Source organism: Tahibacter harae (assembly GCF_024437735.1).
GTDB classification, from domain to species: domain Bacteria; phylum Pseudomonadota; class Gammaproteobacteria; order Xanthomonadales; family Rhodanobacteraceae; genus Tahibacter; species Tahibacter harae.
This window is the reverse complement of the sequence record NZ_JANFQO010000023.1, coordinates 35,859-57,429: the sequence shown is the minus strand read 5'-3', so window position 1 is coordinate 57,429 and position 21,571 is coordinate 35,859. Positions and strand designations below refer to the sequence as shown.

Annotated in this window: 16 protein-coding genes; 8 read left to right on the top strand and 8 right to left on the bottom strand. The window is 67.7% G+C overall.

Translation table 11 applies throughout. The annotated features are described in order from the left end of the window. The first annotated feature begins 90 nt into the window (after positions 1-90). The 8 genes from NM961_RS19905 to NM961_RS24220 all read left to right on the top strand — a co-directional run bounded on the left by NM961_RS19905 (position 91) and on the right by NM961_RS24220 (position 10,519). Positions 91-1,461 (top strand): pyridoxal-phosphate dependent enzyme, encoded by a 1,371-nt coding sequence (locus NM961_RS19905; RefSeq protein ID WP_255916172.1) that lies wholly within the window; start codon positions 91-93, stop codon positions 1,459-1,461. Between the two features lie 46 nt (positions 1,462-1,507). Beyond that, positions 1,508-2,674 (top strand): cystathionine gamma-synthase, encoded by a 1,167-nt coding sequence (locus tag NM961_RS19900; RefSeq protein ID WP_255916171.1) that lies wholly within the window; start codon positions 1,508-1,510, stop codon positions 2,672-2,674. Between the two features lie 30 nt (positions 2,675-2,704). Beyond that, entirely contained in the window at positions 2,705-3,532 is an 828-nt protein-coding gene (locus tag NM961_RS19895; RefSeq protein ID WP_255916170.1) for an ABC transporter permease, read from the top strand. Next, complete coding sequence (locus tag NM961_RS19890; protein ID WP_255916169.1) at positions 3,522-4,877, top strand: ABC transporter ATP-binding protein; 1,356 nt, start codon at positions 3,522-3,524, stop codon at positions 4,875-4,877. The genes NM961_RS19895 and NM961_RS19890 overlap by 11 nt, the downstream gene beginning before the upstream one ends. Then, positions 4,870-6,309, top strand: a complete 1,440-nt coding sequence (locus NM961_RS19885) for a sulfotransferase family protein (RefSeq protein ID WP_255916168.1) — start codon at positions 4,870-4,872, stop codon at positions 6,307-6,309. Before NM961_RS19890 ends, NM961_RS19885 begins: the two co-directional genes overlap by 8 nt. 119 nt (positions 6,310-6,428) lie before the next feature. Continuing rightward, entirely contained in the window at positions 6,429-8,612 is a 2,184-nt protein-coding gene (locus tag NM961_RS19880; protein WP_255916167.1) for a glycoside hydrolase family 99-like domain-containing protein, read from the top strand. Between the two features lie 170 nt (positions 8,613-8,782). Continuing rightward, entirely contained in the window at positions 8,783-9,634 is an 852-nt protein-coding gene (locus NM961_RS19875; protein WP_255916166.1) for a phytanoyl-CoA dioxygenase family protein, read from the top strand. A gap of 27 nt (positions 9,635-9,661) precedes the next feature. After that, positions 9,662-10,519 (top strand): methyltransferase domain-containing protein, encoded by an 858-nt coding sequence (locus NM961_RS24220; protein ID WP_255916165.1) that lies wholly within the window; start codon positions 9,662-9,664, stop codon positions 10,517-10,519. 153 nt (positions 10,520-10,672) lie between these two features. Here the strand turns inward: NM961_RS24220 and NM961_RS19865 are convergent, their stop codons facing one another. The 8 genes from NM961_RS19865 to NM961_RS19830 form a co-directional block, all read right to left on the bottom strand. Then, the gene (locus NM961_RS19865) at positions 10,673-13,033 is read right to left on the bottom strand and encodes a hypothetical protein (RefSeq protein WP_255916164.1); all 2,361 of its coding nucleotides are present in this window, start codon (positions 13,031-13,033) and stop codon (positions 10,673-10,675) included. A gap of 162 nt (positions 13,034-13,195) precedes the next feature. After that, the gene (locus NM961_RS19860; RefSeq protein WP_255916163.1) at positions 13,196-15,004 is read right to left on the bottom strand and encodes a hypothetical protein; all 1,809 of its coding nucleotides are present in this window, start codon (positions 15,002-15,004) and stop codon (positions 13,196-13,198) included. Positions 15,005-15,056: 52 nt separating this feature from the next. Next, a complete protein-coding gene (locus NM961_RS19855; protein ID WP_255916162.1) occupies positions 15,057-17,459 on the bottom strand; it encodes a hypothetical protein in 2,403 nt (800 codons plus the stop codon). Then, a complete protein-coding gene (locus NM961_RS19850) occupies positions 17,456-17,839 on the bottom strand; it encodes a GtrA family protein (protein ID WP_255916161.1) in 384 nt (127 codons plus the stop codon). The genes NM961_RS19855 and NM961_RS19850 overlap by 4 nt, the downstream gene beginning before the upstream one ends. Before the next feature lie 55 nt (positions 17,840-17,894). Continuing rightward, a complete protein-coding gene (locus NM961_RS19845) occupies positions 17,895-18,566 on the bottom strand; it encodes a class I SAM-dependent methyltransferase (RefSeq protein WP_255916160.1) in 672 nt (223 codons plus the stop codon). Positions 18,567-18,576: 10 nt separating this feature from the next. Next, the gene (locus NM961_RS19840; RefSeq protein ID WP_255916159.1) at positions 18,577-19,878 is read right to left on the bottom strand and encodes an NAD(P)/FAD-dependent oxidoreductase; all 1,302 of its coding nucleotides are present in this window, start codon (positions 19,876-19,878) and stop codon (positions 18,577-18,579) included. An 11-nt stretch (positions 19,879-19,889) separates the two neighbouring features. Then, a complete protein-coding gene (locus tag NM961_RS19835; RefSeq protein ID WP_255916208.1) occupies positions 19,890-20,831 on the bottom strand; it encodes an NAD-dependent epimerase/dehydratase family protein in 942 nt (313 codons plus the stop codon). A gap of 2 nt (positions 20,832-20,833) precedes the next feature. Further along, positions 20,834-21,571: an SDR family oxidoreductase gene (locus NM961_RS19830; protein WP_255916158.1), complete on the bottom strand. Its 738-nt coding sequence runs from the start codon at positions 21,569-21,571 to the stop codon at positions 20,834-20,836.

Genomic DNA, 21,571 nt, shown 5'->3' with positions numbered 1-21,571 from the left:
TTCGCGTCGCGGCGGCGCGGGCCGTCGGTTATCATGCCGGGCCCTGAAACCAAGACGCGCCCGGCAGATACGGGCGGCCGCGGGAGCCTCATGACCATCCACCAAAGCGTGCTGGAGCTGATCGGGCAGACCCCGATGGTGAAAGCGCAACGCCTCGACACCGGTTGCTGCGAGCTGTTCCTCAAGCTGGAAAGCATGAACCCGGGCGGCTCCATCAAGGACCGCATCGGCCTGAGCATGATCGAGGCCGCCGAACGCGCCGGCCACATCAAGCCCGGCGATACCCTGGTCGAAGGCACTGCCGGCAATACCGGCATAGGCCTGGCCCTGGTCGCGCAGCAGAAGGGCTACAAGCTCATCCTCGTCGTGCCGGACAAGATGAGCCGCGAGAAGATCTTCAACCTCAAGGCCATGGGCGCGGAAGTCGTGCTGACCCGCTCCGACGTGGCCAAGGGCCATCCGCAGTATTACCAGGATCTGGCCGAGCGCCTGGCGCGGGAAACCCCGGGCGCGTACTTCATCAACCAGTTCGGCAATCCCGACAATCCGCTCGCCCACGAGACCGGCACCGGCCCGGAAATCCTCGCCCAGATGGACGGCAGGATCGACGCCATCGTGTTCGGCTGCGGTTCCTCGGGGACCATGACCGGCCTGTCGCGCTGCTTCGCCGAGAAGGCACCGAACGTCGAATTCATCCTGGCCGACCCGGTCGGCTCCATCCTCACCCAGTACATCAACGAAGGCACGCTCTCGACCAAGAGCGCCTCGTGGATGGTCGAAGGCATAGGCGAGGATTTCCTGCCGCCGATCAGCGACTTCAGCCGGGTGAAGAAGGCCTACGCCATCAGCGACAAGGAAAGCTTCCTGACCGGGCGCGAGCTGCTGGAAAAGGAAGGCATACTCGGCGGCTCCTCCAGCGGCACGCTGCTGGCCGCGGCGCTGCGCTACTGCCGCGAGCAGACCACGCCCAAGCGCGTCGTGGTATTCGTCTGCGATACCGGCAACAAGTACCTGTCGAAGATGTACAACGATTACTGGATGCTGGACAACGGCTTCCTGGAGCGCGATTCCCACGGCGACCTGCGCGACCTGATCATGCGTCCGTACGCGGCCCACGACACCGTCGTGATCGGCCCCGGCGATCCGCTGATGATGGCCTACCAGCGCATGAAGCTGTACGAGATCTCGCAGCTGCCGGTGATGGACGGCGAGAAGATCGTCGGCATCGTCGACGAGTCCGACGTGCTCATGCACGTACACCTGGACGAGGCGCGCTTCCGCGATCCGGTGTCCACCGCGATGGTATCCAAGCTGGACGTGCTCGATGTCGGCGCGCCGATCGAATCCCTGCTGCCGGTGTTCGACCGCGGCCATGTGGCCATCGTGATGAGCGGCGAGCGATTCCTGGGCCTCATTACACGCATAGACCTGCTCAACTACCTGCGCCGCCGCGTGCAGTGAAATCACCCCGACACTTCTTCCGCTGCGGCGGATCCTGCGAGACACCATGAGTACCAATGCCAAGCACGGCCTGGGCACGCGCGCCATCCACGCCGGCCAGTCGCCCGATCCCACCACCGGCGCCGTGATGACGCCGATCTACGCGACCTCGACCTACGCCCAGTCCAGCCCGGGCGTGCACCAGGGCTTCGAGTATTCGCGCTCGCACAACCCGACCCGCTTCGCCTACGAGCGCTGCGTCGCCGATCTGGAAGGCGGCCGCAACGGCTATGCCTTCGCCTCCGGCCTCGCGGCCACGTCGACGATTCTCGACGTGCTCGACAGCGGCAGTCATGTCATCGCCATGGACGATGTCTACGGCGGCACCTACCGCCTGTTCGAGCGCGTGCGCCGCCGCTCCGCCGGACTGGATTTCAGCTGGGTCGATCTCAACGACCAGGCCGCGCTGGAAGCCGCCGTGCGGCCCAACACGAAGCTGATCTGGATAGAGACGCCGACCAATCCGCTGCTCAAGATCGTCGATATCGCCCGCATCGCCGAATTCGCGCGCAAGCGCGGCATCCTGGTCGGCGTGGACAACACCTTCGCCACGCCCATGCTGCAGCGGCCGCTGGAGCTGGGCGCGCACCTGGTCATGCATTCGGCCACCAAGTACCTCAATGGCCACTCCGACATCGTCGGCGGCATGGTCGTGGTCGGCGACGACGCCGAGCTGGCCGAGAAGATGACCTTCCTGCAGAACGCCGTCGGCGGCGTGCAGGGCCCGTTCGATTCCTTCCTCGCCCTGCGCGGCCTGAAGACCCTGCACCTGCGCATGCGCGCGCACTGCGAGGCCGCGGCGGAGCTGGCCGGCTGGCTGGAAACGCATCCCAAAGTGGAAAAGGTAATTTATCCGGGGCTGAAGTCGCATCCGCAGCACGATCTGGCCAGGCGCCAGATGAGCGGATTCGGCGGCATGCTCAGCATCTACGTCAAGGGCGGCTTCGACGGTGCGCGGCGCATGATGGAACAGTGCCGCCTGTTCGCCGTGGCCGAATCGCTGGGCGGCGTGGAAAGCCTGGTCAATCACCCGGCGGTGATGACGCACGCCTCGGTGCCGGCGGAAAACCGCGCGCGCCTGGGCATCCACGACAACCTCGTGCGCCTCTCCGTAGGCGTGGAGGACGTCGCCGATCTCAAGGCCGAACTCGATGCCGCGCTTGCCGCCGCCTGACCGGCGCGGCAGGGCAGCGGTGGCAGGCCGATGAGTACACGTCCAAGCCCAGCCGGCTTCCTGGCCGAACCCTTTTCCGCTTTCGGCCGCCACCGTCTGCTGACCTGGGAACTGACCAAGCGCGATGTGCAGGGCCGCTACCGCGGCGCCAGCTTCGGCCTGCTCTGGTCGGTGCTTAGTCCGTTCCTGATGCTGCTGGTCTACACCGTCGCCTTCGGCAGCATCCTGAAAAGCCGCTGGCCGCAGCAGGTCGAGGGCGGGCCGGACTTCACCCTGATCCTGTTCGTCGCCCTGATCGTGCACGGCCTGTTCGCCGAATGCCTGAGCCGCGCGCCGCAGCTGGTGCTGGGCAATTCGTCCTACGTCAAGCGCGTGGTGTTTCCGCTGGAGATACTGCCCTGGCCGATGCTGCTTTCGGCCTTTTTCCACGCGCTGATGAACGTGCTGGTGCTGCTGGTGCTGTTCACCCTGCGCTTCGGCGCGCCGCCGTGGACGGTGCTGCTGTTCCCGCTGGTGCTGGCGCCGCTGGGGCTGGTTGGCGCCGGCGTGGGCTGGCTGTTCGCCTCGCTCGGCGTCTACCTGCGCGACATCTCGCAGATCACCGGCGTGCTGTCCACCGCGCTGCTGTTCCTGTCCTCGGCCATGGTGCCGGTGGAGATGCTGGCACCGGGCTACCAGCTGGTGTTCCGCCTCAATCCGCTGACCTTCATCATCGACGAGGCGCGCAAGATCGCGCTGTGGGGCCAACTGCCGGACTGGCAGGGCCTGGGCCTGTACACCCTGGGCGCGCTGCTGTTCTGCTATCTCAGCTACGCCTGGTTCCGCGCGACCCGGCCGGGGTTTGCCGATGTCCTCTGAACTGGCCATCCGCGTGGATGGCGTGAGCAAGGCTTTCGCCGTCTACGAAAAGCCGCATCACCGCCTGCTGCAGCAGCTGTTCCCGGGCGCCTCGCGCAGCTGGTACCGCGAGTTCCACGCCCTGCGCGACATCGGCTTCGAGGTGCACCGCGGCGAGACCGTGGGCATCGTCGGCCGCAACGGCTCGGGCAAGTCGACCCTGCTGCAGATCATCTGCGGCACGCTGACGCCCAGCGCCGGCACGGTCGAGGTGCGCGGCCGCATCGCCGCGCTGCTGGAGCTGGGCGCGGGCTTCAATCCCGAATTCAGCGGGCGCGAGAACGTATTCCTCAATGCGACCGTGCTCGGCCTGGAACGCCGCGAGATCGAGCAGCGTTTCGACGATATCGCCGCCTTCGCCGACATCGGCGAGTTCATGGACCAGCCGGTCAAGAGCTATTCCAGCGGCATGTTCGTGCGCCTGGCTTTCGCCGTCGCGATCAATGTGACGCCGGATATCCTGGTCGTCGACGAGGCCCTGGCGGTGGGCGACGAAGCCTTCCAGCGCAAATGCCATGCGCGCATCGAGCGCCTGCGCAACGACGGCGCGACCATCCTGTTCGTGTCGCACGCGGCCGGCATGGTGATCGAGCTGTGCAACCGCGCGGTGCTGCTGGACCGCGGCGAACTGCTCGCCCAGGGCACGCCGCGCCATGTCGTCTCGCGCTATCACAAGCTGCTGTACGCCCCGGCGGCCAAGCTCGAAGAAGTGCGTGCGCGCATCCGTGGCGATGTGGCCGTGAGCCAGTCGCTGGAGAGCGGCGGCCAGCGCGTCGACGACGACGAGGCCGACGACGGCTCGTATTTCGATCCCGGCCTGGTGTCGCAGAGCACGCTGGCCTATCCCTCGCTGGGCGCGCGCATCGAGGATCCGCATATCCAGGCCCGCGGCGGCCAGCGCGTCAACGTGCTGCGTTCCGGCAGCGAGTACACCTACACCTATCGCGTGCATTTCGAGCGCGCCGCCGTCGGCGTGCGCTGCGGCATGCTGTTCCGTACCACCACCGGGCTGGACCTGGCCGGCGGCGTCAGCGCCCAGGCCGGCGAAGGCCTGGAAGTGGTCGACTCCGGCAGCAGCATCGCCGTGCGCTTCAGCTTCCGCTGCCTGCTCGCGCCCGGCACCTATTTCGCCAACGCCGGCGTGCTGGGCCTGGACGGCGAAGGCGAGCAATACCTGGACCGGCGCATCGACGCGATCATGTTCCGGGTCATGCCCGAGCTGGACCGGCTGGCGACGGGACTGGTCAATCTGCAAGTGAGTGCGGAAGTGAAGATGCTCGATCAAGCGGAGTCTGCCAGTGGCTGAGCAATCCACCGTCCTGCTCATTCTCGGCATGCACCGCAGCGGCACGTCGGCGCTGACCCGCGTGCTGAATCTGTGCGGCGTGGACCTGGGCACGCGCCTGATGCCGCCGGCGGCGGACAACAACCAGCATGGTTTCTGGGAGCACCTGGACGCAGTCGACGTCGACGAGCGCCTGCTGCATCACCTGGGCCGCAGCTGGTGGGACACGCGCAGCCTGCCGCAGGGCTGGCTGCATGCGCCGGGGACCGCATCGCTGCGTCCGCGCATCGGCGCGCTGGTGCGCGACGAGTTCAGTGGCAGCCCGCTGTGGGCGCTGAAGGATCCGCGCCTGTGCCGTCTGCTGCCGCTGTGGCTGGAGGAGCTGAAAGCCGCCGGCGTGCAGGTGAAGCTGGTTTTCATGCTGCGCCACCCGGAGGAAGTGACCGCCTCGCTGGCCCGCCGCGACGGCATTTCGGCGGCCGAATCCGGCACCTTGCTGCTGCTGCATTTCTTCGAGGCCGCGCTGGCCTCGGCCGGCCTGCCGCGCAGCGTGGTCACCTACCAGGCATTGATGGACGACTGGCGCGGCTGCGTCGGGCGCATCGCGCGGGAACTGGATATCGCGCTGCCGCTGAGCGAAGCGGTGGAGGCCGAGGTCGAACGCTTCCTGTCGCCGTCGGCGCGGCATCATCACGCGGCGGGCCAGAGCCCGGCCCTGTCCGGTTCGCTGAACGGCCGCGTCTACCGCCTTGCCTGCGAAAGCGGCGATTCCGCGGCCTTCTGGGCCGGCGCGGAGGAACTGCTCCGGGTCTGGCGCATGTACCAGCAGGATTTCGTGCCCTACGTGAACGAGCTGCAGGACATGCTCGCCATACGCGCTGCAATGGAGCGGCGCGAGGCGAAGCCCTTGTCCGCGGCGGGCGGCGGCGACACGCTGTCGATGACGCCGCTGACGCATCTGCAGTTCCGCATGATCACCGGCCTGCAGGACGGCGTGGGACGGCTGGGCCAGGCCGCGGCGGACGTGGCCGCGACGGTGGTGCAGGTCGGGACGGAATCGGCGGCCGGGCTCTCCGGCCAGATCGCCACGGCTGTCACGGCGGTGCATGAATCGCTGGGCAGCCTGCGCCAGGACCTGGGGCAGGTTTCCGCGGCGCTGGAAAACGGATTGCAGCAGCTCGCCGGGCAGGCTGCGCGGGAGCAGGCGCTGGAAGCGCGCCTGGCCGCGCTGCAGCAGGAAAATGCCGGGTCCGCCGCAAGCCAGGAACGCGGCCTGGCGGCCTTGAAACAGCAGCTGGACGGCGCCGCGGAACTGGCGGCGGCGCGGCAGGAACAACTGGGTACGCTTCTCGCCACGGCGGTGCAGCGGCTGGAAGCGATGGAACTGCGCGAGCAGCAGCGGGAAGATCGGCGCCTCGGGCGCCGTCTGCGGCGCTTGTTATCGGGGAAGTGACACGCGCTTGGGGGGCGCGGGAGTCGGGGCTTGCCGGCAGCCTGCCGGGCAATGGGATTGTGCGAAGTTCAACGGGATGAGCCGCTATGGCTGATGGCAGGTATTGGGACAAATTCGTCATGGCGATGCGGCTGATATACCGCTACGCGCCGTTGAGCGAGCGCGCCAAGTTGCGCCACACGTACTGGCTCGCGTACCGCTTCCCCGCGCTGCGCAATGTCGTGCGCACGGCCGAGCGCCAAGTGCTGGTCGAACTGAACCTGGCGCCGGACCCGCACCAGCCGCCGGCGCCGGCGGCGCCGCTGTCCGAGCCGGGCGTCGTGCCGCTGGCCGCCGCCGTCGCGGTCGAATGCAGCGCAGCCGCGGCCGCCGCGCCAGCGCGGCGGCGTATCCACAGCGCTACGCGCGCAGTGGGCTATGTGCCGCTGCGCCATGCGGCGCCGCCCGCCGTGCAGCCGGCCTGCAAACTGCTCGCCTTCTACCTGCCGCAGTTCCACCCGTTTCCCGAGAACGACGCCTGGTGGGGCAAGGGCTTCACCGAATGGTCCAACGTAGGCCGCGCGATGCCTCAGGTGGAAGGCCAGTACCAGCCGCACCTGCCGGGCGAGCTGGGCTACTACGATCTGCGCGTGCCGGCCGTGCAGGAGCGCCAGGTGGAACTGGCCAGGCTGCACGGCGTGGGCGGCTTCTGCTTCTACTTCTACTGGTTCGCCGGCAAGCGGCTGATGGAAGAGCCGATCCTGCAATACCTGGAAAATCCGCGCTGCGACCTGCCGTTCGCCCTGTGCTGGGCGAACGAGAACTGGACCCGGCGCTGGGACGGCTACGACGACGACGTGCTCATCGCCCAGGACTATTCGCCGGCCGACGACATCGCCTTCATCGAGCACGTCGCGCGCTACATGCGCGATCCGCGCTATGTGCGCGTGGACGGGCGCCCGCTGCTGCTGGTCTACCGGCCCAGCCTGCTGCCCGATCCGCGCGCCACGGCGCAGCGCTGGCGCGAGCGCTGCCGCGCGCTGGGCCTGGGCGACATCTACATCTGCCTCACCAGTGCGTTCGACCGGCTCGATCCCGCCGCGATCGGCTTCGACGCCATGGTCGAGTTCCCGCCCAACAACAGCGCGCCGCCGCAGCTCACCGACAAGGTGTACAAGTTCAATCCGGGCTTTTCCGGCAATGTGTTCGACTGGCGCTGCTTCATCGAGCGCAGCCGCAACTACGCCGATCCGGGCCACGTCTTCTTCCGCGGCGTGAACCCGGGCTGGGACAACGAGGCGCGCAAGCCCGGCGTCAGCAACATCTTCGTGCACGCCTCGCCGCGCGGCTACGAGGAATGGCTGGTCAACGCCATGCGCGACACGGTCAAGCGCTTCCCACGCGAGGACCAGCGCCTGGTCTTCATCAACGCCTGGAACGAATGGGCCGAGGGCGCCCACCTGGAGCCGGACGTGCGCCTGGGCTACGCCTGGCTGGACGCGACCCGGCGCGCGGTGGAAAAGGTATCGCAGCCCGCGGCGGCGCCGGCGCCGGCCGAGCGCAAGGTCTGCGTCATCATCCATGCCTACTATCCCGAGCTGCTGCAGGAAATCTTCGAGCTGCTCGCGCGCTGGGAAGTGCCGCATCGCGTCATCATCACCACCGTGCCCGAGCGCGAGGCGGAAGTGCGCAGCCAGTTGCAGGCGGCCGGCGTGGAGGCGGAATGCCGCGTGTTCGAGAACCGCGGCCGCGATGTGCTGCCGTTCCTGCGCGTGGCCAACGAGCTGGCCGACGCGGGCGAGGAACTGATCGTCAAGCTGCACACCAAGCGTTCGCTGCACCGCGCCGACGGCGACATCTGGCGCCGCGATCTGCTGACCAAGCTGATCGCCGTGGACAACGCGCGGCGCATCCACGAGGCGTTCCGCAGCACCGCGCAGCTGGGCATGGTCGCGCCCGAGGGGCACATCCTGCCGATGAACTTCTACTGGGGTTCCAACCAGCGCAACGTGCACTATCTCTGCCGCCTCATGGGCGTGGCCCACGCCGAACCCAGCACCGATGCGTTCGCGGCGGGCTCCATGTTCTGGATCCGCGTCAGCGCGCTGCGCCCGCTGCTGGACGTACATATCGACGAGGCCGAGTTCGAGCCCGAGCTGGGCCAGGTCGACGGCACCATGGCGCATGCGATCGAGCGCTGCTTCACGCTGTCGGTGCGCGCGGCGGGCGCCTACATGGCCTCGACGCAGGAGCCGCTCGCCAGCGCGATGGCGCAGGAGGCGGAATATGCCTACGCCGATTCCAGCCGCTCGCCCGCCGTGTGAACGCCGTCCGGCCGGAGCGGCAAGGCGAAGCGGCGGCGCGCCGCAGCGGCCCGATTTGGGCATGCCGATGCCGCGCCGCGGATTGATGCGGTCCCGCCCATGCGGCAGGATCCTGTCGTTGCGGTCCAGCGCCGCCTCGGCGGCACGCTGAAATGAAACAGGAGCAGGGTATGAGTCTTTACGACGATCTGATGCGCGACGGTTTCGTCGTGGTGCGCAATGCGATTGCGCGCGAGCGCTGCGAGCAGCTGCTGCAGGACATCAACGCCTTCAAGCAGCGCAACGCGGAGCTGATTGCGAAGAACGCGGCCGACCACGGCTACCTGTACCGCGTCTCCAACCTGCATCTGGCGGTGCCCAGCCTGGCCGACACCTTCGCTGAGCTGGCGGCGCCGTTCGAGATCAGCGACCGCTTTTTTGCGGCGCCCACGTCGCTGTATACGAGCCTGTACTACGAGCGCGGCTCCGAACAGGACCTGCACCGCGACACGCCGTACTTCACGACACGCCCCATCGGCCGCTACATGGGCGTATGGCTGGCGCTGGACGATGTCGACGGCGAGAACGGGCCGCTGATGGTGGTTCCGGGCAGTCACCTGCTGCCGCCCATCGATGTCGAAGCCATGGCGCGGGAGCTGTTCGCCGGGCTGGAGTCGATTCCGGCCATGTCGGCGGACGGCTGGGTCGGCTACCAGGAGGCGGTGAAGCAGCAGTGCGCCGACCGCGGCATGGCGGCGCAGCAGGTGCACGTATCGCGCGGCGACGTCATCATCTGGCATCCGGAGCTGCTGCACGGCGGCTCGGTGCACATCAACAAGGAACGCAGCCGCCGCAGCCTGGTCATGCACGTCACGCCGGCCGGCACACCGGTCTACCACATGGACGTGTTCTACGATCCCACGCGCGAAGTGCCGGACGAGGCCACCTGGGATTACTACGAGCGCGGCGGCCGCAAGATTGCACAATTCGGTCATGTGGATTTCGGCCACGAATACCTCGTTGCCGTGGAAAACCTCAACTAGACGCCGCGGCGCTACGGAGACAGGCACGTGTTCAGATGGTTTTTGCGCAAGGAATCGTTCGATGCGGCGGTGGCCTCGCTGGAGCCCTATCGCCAGCACGGCGAGGAATGGCTGGCCGGGCAGAAGAGTTCGACGGGCTACTGCGTCTGCTGCCAGGCCGTGGTCGCGTTCAAGGTCGCCGGCGGCGCCACGTTCGGGCCGCGCGTCAACCTGCGCGAGGGCCTGGTCTGCCCGCGTTGCGGCCTGAGCAACCGCAGCCGCCTGCTCTACCACGCGGCGATCGAGAACGCCGGCCCGGCGGCCCAGGCCGGCTTCGCGCTGCTGGAGCAGACGACGCCGCTATACCACCATCTCAAGGCACGCTTCCCGCACCTGATCGGGTCGGAATTCCTTGATCCGGCCTATACCAGCGGCGTCGAATATCCCTGGCGCGGCATGGCGGTGCGGCAGGAGTCGATCTCGGCGCTGTCGTACGCGGATGCCTCGCTCAACCTCATCATGCACAACGACGTGCTGGAACACGTGCACGCCTACCGTACCGCGCTGCGCGAGACTGCGCGCGTGCTGGTACCCGGCGGCCTGGCGATATTCACCATGCCGTTCTTCATGTCGCGCCTGGCCGAGGCGGAACTCGCCCGGCCGCTGCCCGACGGCAGCACCGAGTTCTTCGGCAAGCCCGAATACCACGGCGACGGCATACGCCCGGAAGGCATACTGACCTACTACCACTTTGGCTGGAACCTGCTCGGCGATCTGCGTGCCGCGGGCTTCCGCCAGGCCGAAGTCGGCCTGTACTACGACCTGTTCCTCGGCTATTCGGCCAACAATCACCCGAGTTTCGACTACGGGCTGATGCACCCGCTGGTCATACGCGCGGTGCGCTGACGCGGCGCGGCGCCGCTGCAACGGCTGGCGGATGCCGGCTGCTCCCGCGCGCCGGCGTCTGGACGCGCCGCGGAAAACGCGGCGGCCCGATCGGGCCTGCCGGCGTGCATTCGAACAGGGCCGGTGCGGGATCGCGCGGCCCTGCCCGCGCAATCAGGGCTCGAAACCGTCCTTGAAGATAAGGCCGTTGACCACGGTCACCTGATCGCTGGCCACGGCGCCGCCTTCGCGCGTGATGACAAGGCCGCGCACCAGCTGCGTCGCCGGCCAGGACGGTACGAAGAAGTTGCCGCTGGCGCTGCCGGGCGGCGCGATTTCCTGGTCGAAGGCGACATCGAGGAAGTTGCCGGCCAGCGTCTGCCAGACCAGGTTGAAGCCGCCGCCGGGCCCGATCTGCGCCGGCCGTATCGCCATGGCGAAGGCCGGCACAGGGGCGAGACCGATGCTGGCCTGGCGCTGCAAGGCGCCGCTGAGCAGGGTGTGCGTGCCGCTGCCCGCCGCCACCACGGTGTGATTGCCGCTGACTGGCGCGCCGTCGAGGGTGGCGCTGGCGCCGCTCCAGGCGGCCGCGAGGTAGGCGCTGGTCGGCGGCGCCGGATCGCCGAACGCACTCGTCGACAGGATCGACTTGGGCACGCTGGCCAGCGCGGCGACCACGGGCGCCGTCGCCGGAACGCTGTTGGGCACCGGCGCCTTGGGCTGGCCGTTGGTGACCAGGTTGTTCATCTGCGCCACGCTGCTCACGGCCGGGAAGCCCGCGGCCGAATAGGTGCCGGCGCCGCCGGGGAAGATCTGGTTGTTGGAATACTGCACGCGGTTGAACGGCCCGCCGCCGGGCTCGAAATCCAGCAGCGTGACGCCGCCGCTGCTGTTGCTGATGATGGAATTGCGGATCACGCCGGTGGCGTCCACGCCCGGCCGCGGCGGGCCGAGGTTTTCCGGCGCGGTGTAGATCGCCGTGCCGCCCCAGATCGACGGCCCCAGCAGCGCGCTTTCCACGATGGCGCTGTCGTCGATATCCAGATGCGAGCCCTGCAGCAGGATGGCGCCGCCGACAAAGCCGGCGCGCGACTTGGACATCGTGGTGCGCAGCAGGTTGGTGGTGGAATGGTCGAACAGCGCCATGGCGCCGCCGGTGCCGGTATTGGTCGCGTTCTGCAGCGCCTCGTTGCCGACGAAGAGCGTGTCGCGTATGGACATCGCCGTCATCTGCGTGATGATCGCGCCGCCTATGCCGCCGCCGCCGTTTTCGCGCACGGCGCAGTTGGCGAACACGCTGTCGGCGATGTCGATGGTGGCGCGGTTGGAGGCGATGCTGCCCATGACCGGGATGCCGCCGGTGCCGAAGGCGCGGTTGCCGTCGCCGGCGGAGAACAGGCAGCCGCCGATGCGGCCGTTGTTGGTGACGGCGCCGGAGCGGCCCTGGAACAGCGTGTCGCGCACCAGCAGGGATGCGCTGGGGCGGTTCGCCGGATCGGACGGCACCTGGTCGTCGGAAACCAGGTGCACCGCACCGCCTATGCCTTCGTAGACGCTGCCGTTGGTCGATGCGACATTGCCCTGGAAGGTGCCGGAATAGATATCCAGCGCCCCGCGGTAGTTGCTGATCGCGCCGCCCTGGGTGGCCTGATTGTTGAGGAAGCGGGTGTTGTGCAGCACGCCGTGGACCGAATCTTCCATCTGCAGCGCGCCGCCGCAGGTGATGGTATTGCTGCTGGCGCTGGGGTCGTAGCGCGCGATATTGCCGCTGAAGGTGGAGTTGGCGATCAGCACTTCCATGCCGTGGCCTGCGCCGGCCGGCCAGCTGCCGAAGGAATAGATGGCGCCGCCGGCGAAGCCGGCCTGGTTGGTTTCGAAGCGCGAGTTGGTCACGCGCGTCTTCACGTCGAGCAGGAAGATGGCGCCGCCCAGCGAATCCGGCCAGTGATTGGGCAGGTTGACCCGGTTGTTGTAGAAGCCGGTGTTGTGGATCACCAGGCTGCCGCCGCTGGCGCTGGCGATGGCGCCGCCGTAGCGCCGTGCGCTGTTGCCGCTGAACAGGGAGTCGGCGATGAAGACATCGGAATCGACCGCGCGGATCGCGCCGCCGCCCGCGTCGCTGGCCACGGCGCTGTTGACCTCGAAGGCGCAGCCGATGAAGGTGGCCGTGGCTCCGCTGAGGGTGACCGCGCCGCCCTGGTTGTTGTCGTTGGAGCGCCCTGCGGTGAAGCGCAGCCGTTCAAAGGTGATCGGCTTGCCGAGCATCACGCGCACGATGTCGGTGCTGTTGTTGCCGCTCAGCGTGACATTGGCGCCGGTTGCGGCGCGGATGGTGAAACGCTTGGGCACGCCGATCTGGAAGCCGCCGGCCGGTGCGATATAGGTGCCGGCGGCCATTTCGATGATGCCGCCGTCGGCGACGCTGGCGATGGCTTGCTGCAGGGTGCCCTGGGCGGGAACGTTGACTATCGCCTGCGCCGCCGCTTCCCGGCCGGCGAACACGAACAGCAACAGGGCGAGGATGCGGGCTTTCATGGCGGCTACCTTTCTGAGCGGACCGGATCGCCGCGTGCGGCGATGGTCGGTATGTCCGGCGGCGTGCGGATTCGCCGCTGCACCGCCGCGGCCACTATCCGGCCGCAGATGGATGAAAGCAAGATGCGGGCCGGCCCGGTATGCGCCGGAAGCGGCGCCAGTTCACGAAACCCGGATCAGGTTGCCGGTGCGGCACAGCGTGCCGGGGCCGGCGCGCAGCCATACGGCGTAATCGCCGGGCTGTACGTTCTGCGTACCTGCGATGAGGCTGAAGCCGGTCCAGAAATACCCCGGCCGAGGCCGGAAATGGCGGGCGACATCCAGGCGCGGATGGACCAGCCGGGAAGGCGCGGCGTACACGGCGCCGTTGCCGACCAGCACCACCGCCGCATCGGCCAGCGGCGGCAAGGCGGATCGTGCGGTAGGCCCGACCCAGCCGGCAAAACGCAGGGGCGCGCCGCGCACCAGGCTGTCGTCCTGGGCCAGGCCGGCAAGCAGATCCAGCGAGCAATCGGAGGAATTGCCGGCGACGCCCGGCGGCTGCGCTTCAAACTGCGGCAGCGGCGATGCCGGCAGCAGCGACTGCAGCGCGCACACCGCGCGGGAAAGCCGCGCCAGGTCCGGCCGTGCGCACAGCGGCTGGTAGCGGCCGTCCTGGATGCCGAGCAGGCGGCGCATGCTCGGCTGGCTGAAAAAGCGCGGCATGTTTTCAATGTGCGGATACGGCAGCATGGGATTGTCGCCGGCCTGGGCCTCGCCGCGGACCAGTGCGGCCGTCACCCATTCGCGCGCCTGCCAGCTGTCGTGGAACTGATTTATCAGATAAACACTCTTGACGGTTTCCAGCCCCAGCCCCGCCGCAATGGCCAGGCCCGCGGCACCGGCCGCGGCGGCGGCCGGCAGCCGCCGCGCCCGCGGCCACGGCGCGGCCGCGCCGGCCAGGCGGCAGGCGAAATAGGCATTGGCCAGCACGCCGAAGCTCAGGGAATCCAGATAGCGCGAGGGCAGGCTGGTGAGCGTATGGCCGCGGCCGTAGGCGGTGGCCGCGATCTGGGCCAGCACCCAGACGGCCAGCCCGAAAAAGAACACGTCCGCCGTCTCCGGCCTGCGCCGCTGTTTCAGTTGCAGGCCCAGCCAGATCAGCAGGGGCAGCCAGGCCAGCGGCAGCAGCGGCAGCGGCCAGGACGCGAGCCGGTTGACCGCGGAAAGGGCCTCGCCCAGGGACTGCGCCTTGAGGACGGCATCGGTGGGCACATGCGGCAGCAGGAGCAGGCCCGCGGCCAGCACGGCGAGCAACAGCGCGATCACGCCGTAGCGGCGCAGCGGCGCCACGGCGGCGCGCCGGTCCAGCAACACCAGCAACGCCAGCGTGGCGGCCAGCAGCACGCCCGAGGCCAGGCTGAACAGCGCCGCCAGACTGCAGCCGAGCAGGACCAGCCCCCACGCCGGCAGCTGCGGCCGCCGCGCCAGGTGCAGCAGGGCGATGACGCTGAACAGGAAGCAGAAATAGAACTGGCTCTGGAAGCCCCACAGCGTGTTCTCGTAATTGAATGGCAGCAGCGGCAGCAGTAGCAGCAGGCCGGGCAGGACCCGGCGCGCCAGTCCTTGCGTGGCGCTGCGCACGAAGCCGAACAGCAAGGTCAGCGTGGTGGCGTAGATGGCCGTATTGGCCAGCGCCAGCACCTGGTTGTCCCACTGCTGGCCGTTGAGCGTGAAGACCAGCAGGTCGAACACGCGCTTGGTGAAGACGCGGTGTTCGTTGTGCGGCCCGAACAGCAGCTCCAGCGGAAGATTGCCTTCGACCCAGGGGACGAACAGCAGCATACCTTCCGTATCCCACTGGTCGGCGATGGGCAGCGGGTGGGAAAACAGCAGGATGGTCAGCGCATGGGCGGCGAATGCCCACAGCCAGAAGAGCGCCGGCGCCACGCTGCGGCGCAGTGCCGGCACTGGAAGGGTCGGGACGGACATGCGCTTGCCTGTGAGCGGGCTGGTCGCGATCAGGGACTGGCCGCCGCGGCGCTCACGGCGCCGGCAGCGCCGTCAGATGCAGGTCGCGCACATAGCCCCAGTCGCAGGCGGCGTTGTCGCCGGCCGGGCCGGGCAGCACGCTGACGCGCAGCGTGTCGCCCGGCGCGGTCTGCAGTTCCGCTGCGGCGGACTGCAGGCCGCGGTCGGTCGGCCGGGCCGCCGGATCGACGTCGCGCTGCAGGATGGTCGTGACCTGCGTGCCCTGGACCAGATCGACCTGCAGGCGTATGCCATCGCTCTTGGCGCATTCGCTGGCTTCCAGCGTGCCCTTGCGCAGGCCGAAGTTCAGTTCCAGCTTGTGGCGCCCGGCCGGCGGCTTGAATTCCAGCGAGGCGGTGGCGTGCATGAACAGCGCCGGCGCGCCTTCCTCGATGACGCCGCTGATCATGCCGCTGCGGGCGGTGGGCGGAATGTTGAAGCCCGGCCACAGCTCCGGCACCAGTTCCTGCGGCAGCCGGCCGGCTTCGGCCCGCGGCAGTTCCACCGCCGTGAAGCCCAGCCGGAACGACGGCTGCAGCAGCGACTGCTGCCACGGCACCGGGGCAATGATGCGCAGGCGCTTCACCTGCGGCAGTTCGTCGCCGTAGTACCAGCCCAGATAGCTGCGTTCGCTCTCGATGAAGGGCGAAAGCAGCAGCCCGGTGCGCGCGGTGTCGCGCAGCAGCCGGTATTGCCGGGTCTCGCCGTTGCTGAGCTGTGTCTCCAGCAGGGTGGCCGGTTCGCGCAGCAGGAACGAGAACACCTTGCCGTAGCCGTTCTGCACCAGGTCGGCATGCATCAGCAGGGCCGAGGCGTGCGCCGGCACATCCACCCATTCGCCGACGGCGGCGTCGATGGTGCTGGCCGCGGCGGCGGGCATCGGCGCCGCGTCGGCGCCGTCGCGGCGCTGCAGCAGCAGATAGCCCTTCTCCATGGCGGCCGGCTGGTAATTGCGCAGCAGCGCATACAGCGCCGGCGCGTCCTCGCTGGTGGGATAGCGCAGGTCGGCCGGTTCCAGCTTCAGCAGCACGAAGCGCGGTGCCTGCGCGCCGAGGAAGTGCGCCTCGTTGATGCGCAGCAGGGCCGGCGACAGCGCCGAATAGCTCTGGAAAATGGGGCGCGGCGCAAAATTGAACTCGTTGATGAGGACTACACCCTGGGCCTGGGTGAGCAGGTCCACACGCTCGCGGCCAATCAGGCTGCGCAGCTGCGGCAGGTCCAGCGCCTGGCGGATCCTGGCGCGGTCGGCTTCGTAGTACGCCAGCAGCTCCGACGGGATCACCAGCCGGCGCAGGATCTGCGCACTGTAGTGCGCCTTGTCGACATACAGCGCGACATTGGCAGCGGGATACGACAGCGGCACCCAGGCGATCAGGAGCAGCATCAGGGCCGCCAGCACGCTGCGGCGCACGGCGGCGCTGCCGTCGCCGGCGAAGCCCAGCAGGACTACGAGCACCTGGGCGCACAGCGGCAGGAAGAAGCACACGTGCGCCATGTCGGCGCGCGTATAGGCGGCGCGCCAGACCAGGAAGAGCGTGGCGCCGAGGTAGCCGGCCACGACCAGCGCGCGCAGGTAGGCGCCGCGCTGGCTGCGGACCCAGGCCAGCAGCAGGGCGGCGACCAGCGCGGCGGCGGCGGCACCGGTCAGCAGATCCAGGGTGCGGCCGCTGTTGCCCATGCCGCGCGCGTAGGCCGAGGCCGTGTCCAGCGCGGTGCGGAAATAGACCGCCAGATTGCCCAGCTCCTGGCCGTCGGCGACCCACAGCGCCAGCGTGGCGGCGGGAAACGCGGCAAACCACAGCAACGCCTTGTCCAGCCGGCGTCCGGACAGCAGCAGGGTTCCGGCCAGCCAGAGCCCGGCCGCGATGATGAAGAAACTGAACTTGAGCAGGCCCAGCGCGGCGATCAGCAGGCTCAGGATGCCCAGCCCGAGCAGGCCGCCCCAGCGGCCGGGGCTGCGGCTGCAGCGTTCCAGCGCGGCCATGCCCGCGGCCAGGGTGCCGAAAAACAGGATGTCCGAGTGCAGCCACGGCCACAGCACCGCCAGGGTCAGCAGCAACGGCAGGCGGTAGGCGGGGCGGACGAGATTGGCCGCCATGCCGTAGGTGCTGGCCACGCCCAGGCTGAGCAGGACCTGGCAGAGGAAGAACGTGGCAAACAGCGTCTGGTTGTAGGTCGCGTAGGGATTCAGCCAGCCCAGCGGACCGTAGGTGAAGATGATGTCCTTGCCCCACTGGGCGCCGTTCACATGGGCCCAGGCGATCACCGCCGACCAGGACAGGTCCACGTCGCCGGTGGCCGTGCCTATGCCCAGCCGCAGCGTGCCGGCGAATACGAGCACGCCTACCAGCCAGCCGAACCAGCGGCTTTCCGCCTGCGCGCGCGGCGGCGGCGAAGTCCATTGAGAGCTATTCATGGGGTCGACCTGAAGGAAAAGCGTTTGTGTCCGAAATAGCTGCTGATGACCGGCACGGCGATGCCTGCGGCGTGGGCGACTTCCTTACTGTGCCATTCCATGCCGATGGCGGGAAACAGCCAGTATTCCAGCAGCAGGCTGACCGCCATGGTCTGCGCCAGGGCGAAGATGTTGACGACGACGAACCAGAGCATCTGCTCGCGCAGCGGAATCGTCGGCTGCGCGAACACGAACAGCCGGTTCAGCGTGAACGCGGTGCACAGCCCGGCGCAGAAGGCCAGCGCAATCGCCAGCGGATAAGGCAGGAAATGGCTGAGCAGGATGCGCGAACCAAAATTGACCAGGGCGGCGACGCCGCTGGCCAGTACGAATCGCAGCATCTGGGCGGAAATCATGCCTTGCGCTCTCGTTGCGGACATGGAGGTGTGCGGGCCGTCAGGAGTTCTTCTGCGCCACGACGAATGCCTGCTTGCCCAGGATGTGCCAGGCCAGCGGCAGCTTGAGGTACAGCTGCACCAGCCACGGTGCCTGCGGCAGCCGGCTCTTGGTGGTATAGGGCAGGAAGCGCGCGATGACGGTGGTCGGTTCCAGCCCGGCCAGTTGCAGGCCCTCGACCAGGCTGCGCTCGGTCAGCGGCGTGTGGTGGTCGAAATAGTCCCAGTATTCGCCGGGCAGATAGCGGATGTTGGGCTGCAGCACCAGCACGCGGCCGCCGGGACGCAGGATGCGCCGGCATTCACGGAAGGTATCCAGCACCAGTTCCTTGTTCGGCAGGTGTTCGAGGAAGTTGCTCATGAACACCACGTCGACGCTGTCGCCGGCGAGTTCGCGGATCGCGGTGCAGGATTCGTTGATCACGCGCACGTCGGGTGCGGCGAAGCGGTGCACGTCCGGATTGAGGTCCACCGCGATCTTGCGGCCGGCCGGGATGTTGTTGATGAACTCGCAGTACCCGGCGCCGATGTCCACTACCGTGTCGGTGGGTTTGACATGGCGGCTGAAGAATTCGCCGCACAGTACTTTCCAGATAGCGTGCTTCTGCGCGCGTTCTTTCTCGGGAAATCGCTGGCTGTAGAGTTTATCCAGTTCGACTTTGGATTCGGACATGGCGGCACCTTCATGATAGGGCGGTCCGCGCAAGGGCCCTGGCAACCTTGACGCTTTCGCAGATGGAACGGTCTTCCGGGTAGTAATACGCCGTGTCGGCCATACACAGGCCGGCGATCGGCGTCTGCATGGGCGGCAGCAGGTCGAAATAGCCCGGCGGGCAGACCGCCTGGGCAAATTCGTAGCGATGGCAGTGGCTGGCCAGCACCCAGTCGCGGCGGAAAGCCGGATTGAGCCTGGGCAGATAGCCCAGCACTTCTTCGATGAACTCGGCATTGTCGCGGCCGAACTTGGGGTGCGTCTTGGGCATGTAGAACGGCGCGTAGACGATGGCCGGCCCGGCGCCGGGATTGAGGTTGGAGTATTCGATGACGCCGGGGATGTCGATGCCGGCGTCGCAAATGTTCATCCAGAAATTCTCGCTGAGCGGCTGCTTCAGCTTGAGGATGACGCAGACCACCGGGATGTTCTCCAGTGCCTGGATGCGGGCGCGGAAATCGGCCGGCAGGTCCGGCGCCAGACGCGGCACGTACTGGATGGGCGCGGTGCTGACCACGCCGTCGACCGGGATGGTCTCGCCCTTGACGGTGATGCTTTCGACCTTGCCGGCGGGCGCGTTGACGCGGTCTATGCCGGCGCTCAGGTGGATGCGGCCGCCGCGGGCGAGGATGAATTCCTGCATCTTCTGCAGCAGGGTTTCCGAGCCGCCTTCGATATAGCCCAGCGATTCCTGCAGCAGGTTCTTGCGCGACAGCGCCACGCGCTTGATGCGCGTGCCCAGCCAGGCGGCGGAAAGCTTGTCCTTGTACTCGTAGAACTTCAGGTGGAACAAGCGCTCCCACAGCACGTCGTAGGCGCGCTCGCCGAGGTTGCGCTTGAGCCAGTCGGTCACGCCGACCTTATCCAGCGCGCGCCAGTCCTTGATGCTCTTGGTGCGCATCACGTGCAGGGCGTAGCGGAACTTGTCCACCCAGCCCAGCTTGTCGAAGCTCAGCAGCGCCCAGGGCGTGCCCCACTTGTACAGCTTGCCCTGGCAGTAGAAGCCCATCTTCGTGTCGGTCCACTTCAGCGTGTCGCTGATGCCCAGTTCCGCCATCAGCTCGAACAGCGGATCGTCGGTCTTGCACACGAAGTGGTAGTAGCGCTCGATCTGCAGGCCGTCGAAATCGAACGCGGCCGACATGCCGCCGATGCGGTCGTCGCGCTCGTACACATCGACCTCATGGCCGGCCTTGAGGATCTCCATGGCCGCCATCAGCCCCATGGGACCGGCGCCGACGATGGCGAAGCGCTTTTTTCCTGCTTGCTGCATGTGAGTTCCTTTCAGCGTTCCAGCACGATGCCGCTGTAGCGCGGGTCGCAGTAGCTTTCGCGCACGGCTTCGGCGAACGGCGTCTGTTCGACGCCGAAGGTGGCTCTGGTGTCCACGCCGCTGAATTCGTCGCCGGCGGTCAGCGCATCCAGCTGGGAGGCAGTGAACGGCGGCTTGTCGCTGAACAGCGCGTAGATCTTCAGCAGCAGCTTGAACAGCCAGAACGGGATATGGACGATGGGCGTGCGCAATTGCTTCGCACGCTTGATCGTGTGGATGATGTCGACATAGTCGATGCGCGTATCGCCGCACACGTCGTAGATCGCGCCGGCGGGCCGGGTTTCGATGCACTTGACGATGCAGCGGCAGAAATCGCGCTCGTACAGCGGCTGGCGCATGTAGCGGCCGTGGCCGGGAATCGGGAACACCGGCACCTTGGCCATGAAGCGCGACAGCCAGCCAAGGTGCTTGGGATCGAACCAGCCGAACATCAGCGTGGGACGCAGCACGCAGTGGGCCAGGCCGCTTTCCACGACCAGCTTTTCCTGCGCCTTCTTGGTGTTGGTGTAGTCGTCGTTGGCGACCGAATTCACCACCGAGGAACTGATATGTACGAGATAGGGCACGGCGTGCGCCTTGCACGCATCCAGCACGTGCACCGTGGCCTGTTCGTTGTTGCGCACGAATTCGGCCGGGAACTTGCCGGTGATCTGCGCATGCAGCTGGATCACGCAGGCGGCGCCGGCGAAGCTGCCGCTCCAGGCGCCGGGTTCGGCCAGGTCGGCGTGTATGGCTTCCACGTCCGGATGCAGCTCGCGCAGAATGGCGAGGTTGTGCGCGTGCTTGTCGATGGCGACGAGGTTGGTATAGCCCTGCGCCTTGAGTTCGACGATCAGGTTCTGCCCGACCAGACCGGCGGCGCCGGTGAGGACCAGCTTGGCATTCTTGTCCAGGCTCACAGTTTCACCCGCTTGAACACGAACTCCGGCACGTTGCGGATCACCAGCATGATCAGCGACCAGAACCAGGGCAGGTAGACCACGCTGCGGCCCTTGTCGATGGCCTTGACGATGCCTTTGGCCACATCTTCCGGTTTGGCCCAGAGTGCGCCTTTGGGAAAATCCTTCGTCATGGGCGTATCGACGAAGCCGGGCTTGATGGTGAGCACGTTGACGCCGGATTTCTGCAGGCGCTGGCGCAGGCCGGAAAGAAACGCGCTGACGGCGGCCTTGGCCGAGCCGTAGACGTAGTTGGACATGCGGCCGCGGTCGCCGGCGACGGAGGAGATCACCGCGATGCTGCCGAAGCCCTGTTTGGCGAAGCGGTTCGCGACCGGGGTGAGCAGGGCCATCACGCTGATCGCGTTGATGTCGAATTCGCGCCGCAGGGTGTCAACCGAGGCTTCCGCCTCGGCCTGGTCGGTCAGGGTGCCGTGGGCGACCAGCAGCGTGTCCAGGCCACCCAGTTCGCGTTCGGCCAGGTCGATCACGCCGGCATGGGCGGCGAAATCGGTCACGTCCAGCGTGGCGGTGGCGGTGCGCACGGCGCCGCGCACGCCCAGGTCCTGGGCGATGGCGGCCAGGCGGCCGGCGTCGCGGCCGACCAGGCACAGTGCGTCGCCGCGGGCGGCGAATTCGCGGGCGGTCGCTTCGGCGATGGCCGAGGTCGCGCCGATGATGAGGATCCTGCGCAT

What these genes read in the sequence shown, in the direction of transcription:
- NM961_RS19855 (WP_255916162.1), bottom strand. Translation starts at nt 17,459, where the DNA reads ATGAATAGCTCTCAATGGACTTCGCCGCCGCCGCGCGCGCAGGCGGAA.
- NM961_RS19840 (WP_255916159.1), bottom strand. Translation starts at nt 19,878, where the DNA reads ATGCAGCAAGCAGGAAAAAAGCGCTTCGCCATCGTCGGCGCCGGTCCC.
- NM961_RS19865 (WP_255916164.1), bottom strand. Translation starts at nt 13,033, where the DNA reads ATGAAAGCCCGCATCCTCGCCCTGTTGCTGTTCGTGTTCGCCGGCCGG.
- NM961_RS19850 (WP_255916161.1), bottom strand. Translation starts at nt 17,839, where the DNA reads ATGCTGCGATTCGTACTGGCCAGCGGCGTCGCCGCCCTGGTCAATTTT.
- NM961_RS19905 (WP_255916172.1), top strand. Translation starts at nt 91, where the DNA reads ATGACCATCCACCAAAGCGTGCTGGAGCTGATCGGGCAGACCCCGATG.
- NM961_RS19845 (WP_255916160.1), bottom strand. Translation starts at nt 18,566, where the DNA reads ATGTCCGAATCCAAAGTCGAACTGGATAAACTCTACAGCCAGCGATTT.
- NM961_RS19890 (WP_255916169.1), top strand. Translation starts at nt 3,522, where the DNA reads ATGTCCTCTGAACTGGCCATCCGCGTGGATGGCGTGAGCAAGGCTTTC.
- NM961_RS19900 (WP_255916171.1), top strand. Translation starts at nt 1,508, where the DNA reads ATGAGTACCAATGCCAAGCACGGCCTGGGCACGCGCGCCATCCACGCC.
- NM961_RS19860 (WP_255916163.1), bottom strand. Translation starts at nt 15,004, where the DNA reads ATGTCCGTCCCGACCCTTCCAGTGCCGGCACTGCGCCGCAGCGTGGCG.
- NM961_RS19875 (WP_255916166.1), top strand. Translation starts at nt 8,783, where the DNA reads ATGAGTCTTTACGACGATCTGATGCGCGACGGTTTCGTCGTGGTGCGC.
- NM961_RS19830 (WP_255916158.1), bottom strand. Translation starts at nt 21,571, where the DNA reads ATGCGCAGGATCCTCATCATCGGCGCGACCTCGGCCATCGCCGAAGCG.
- NM961_RS19880 (WP_255916167.1), top strand. Translation starts at nt 6,429, where the DNA reads ATGGCGATGCGGCTGATATACCGCTACGCGCCGTTGAGCGAGCGCGCC.
- NM961_RS19895 (WP_255916170.1), top strand. Translation starts at nt 2,705, where the DNA reads ATGAGTACACGTCCAAGCCCAGCCGGCTTCCTGGCCGAACCCTTTTCC.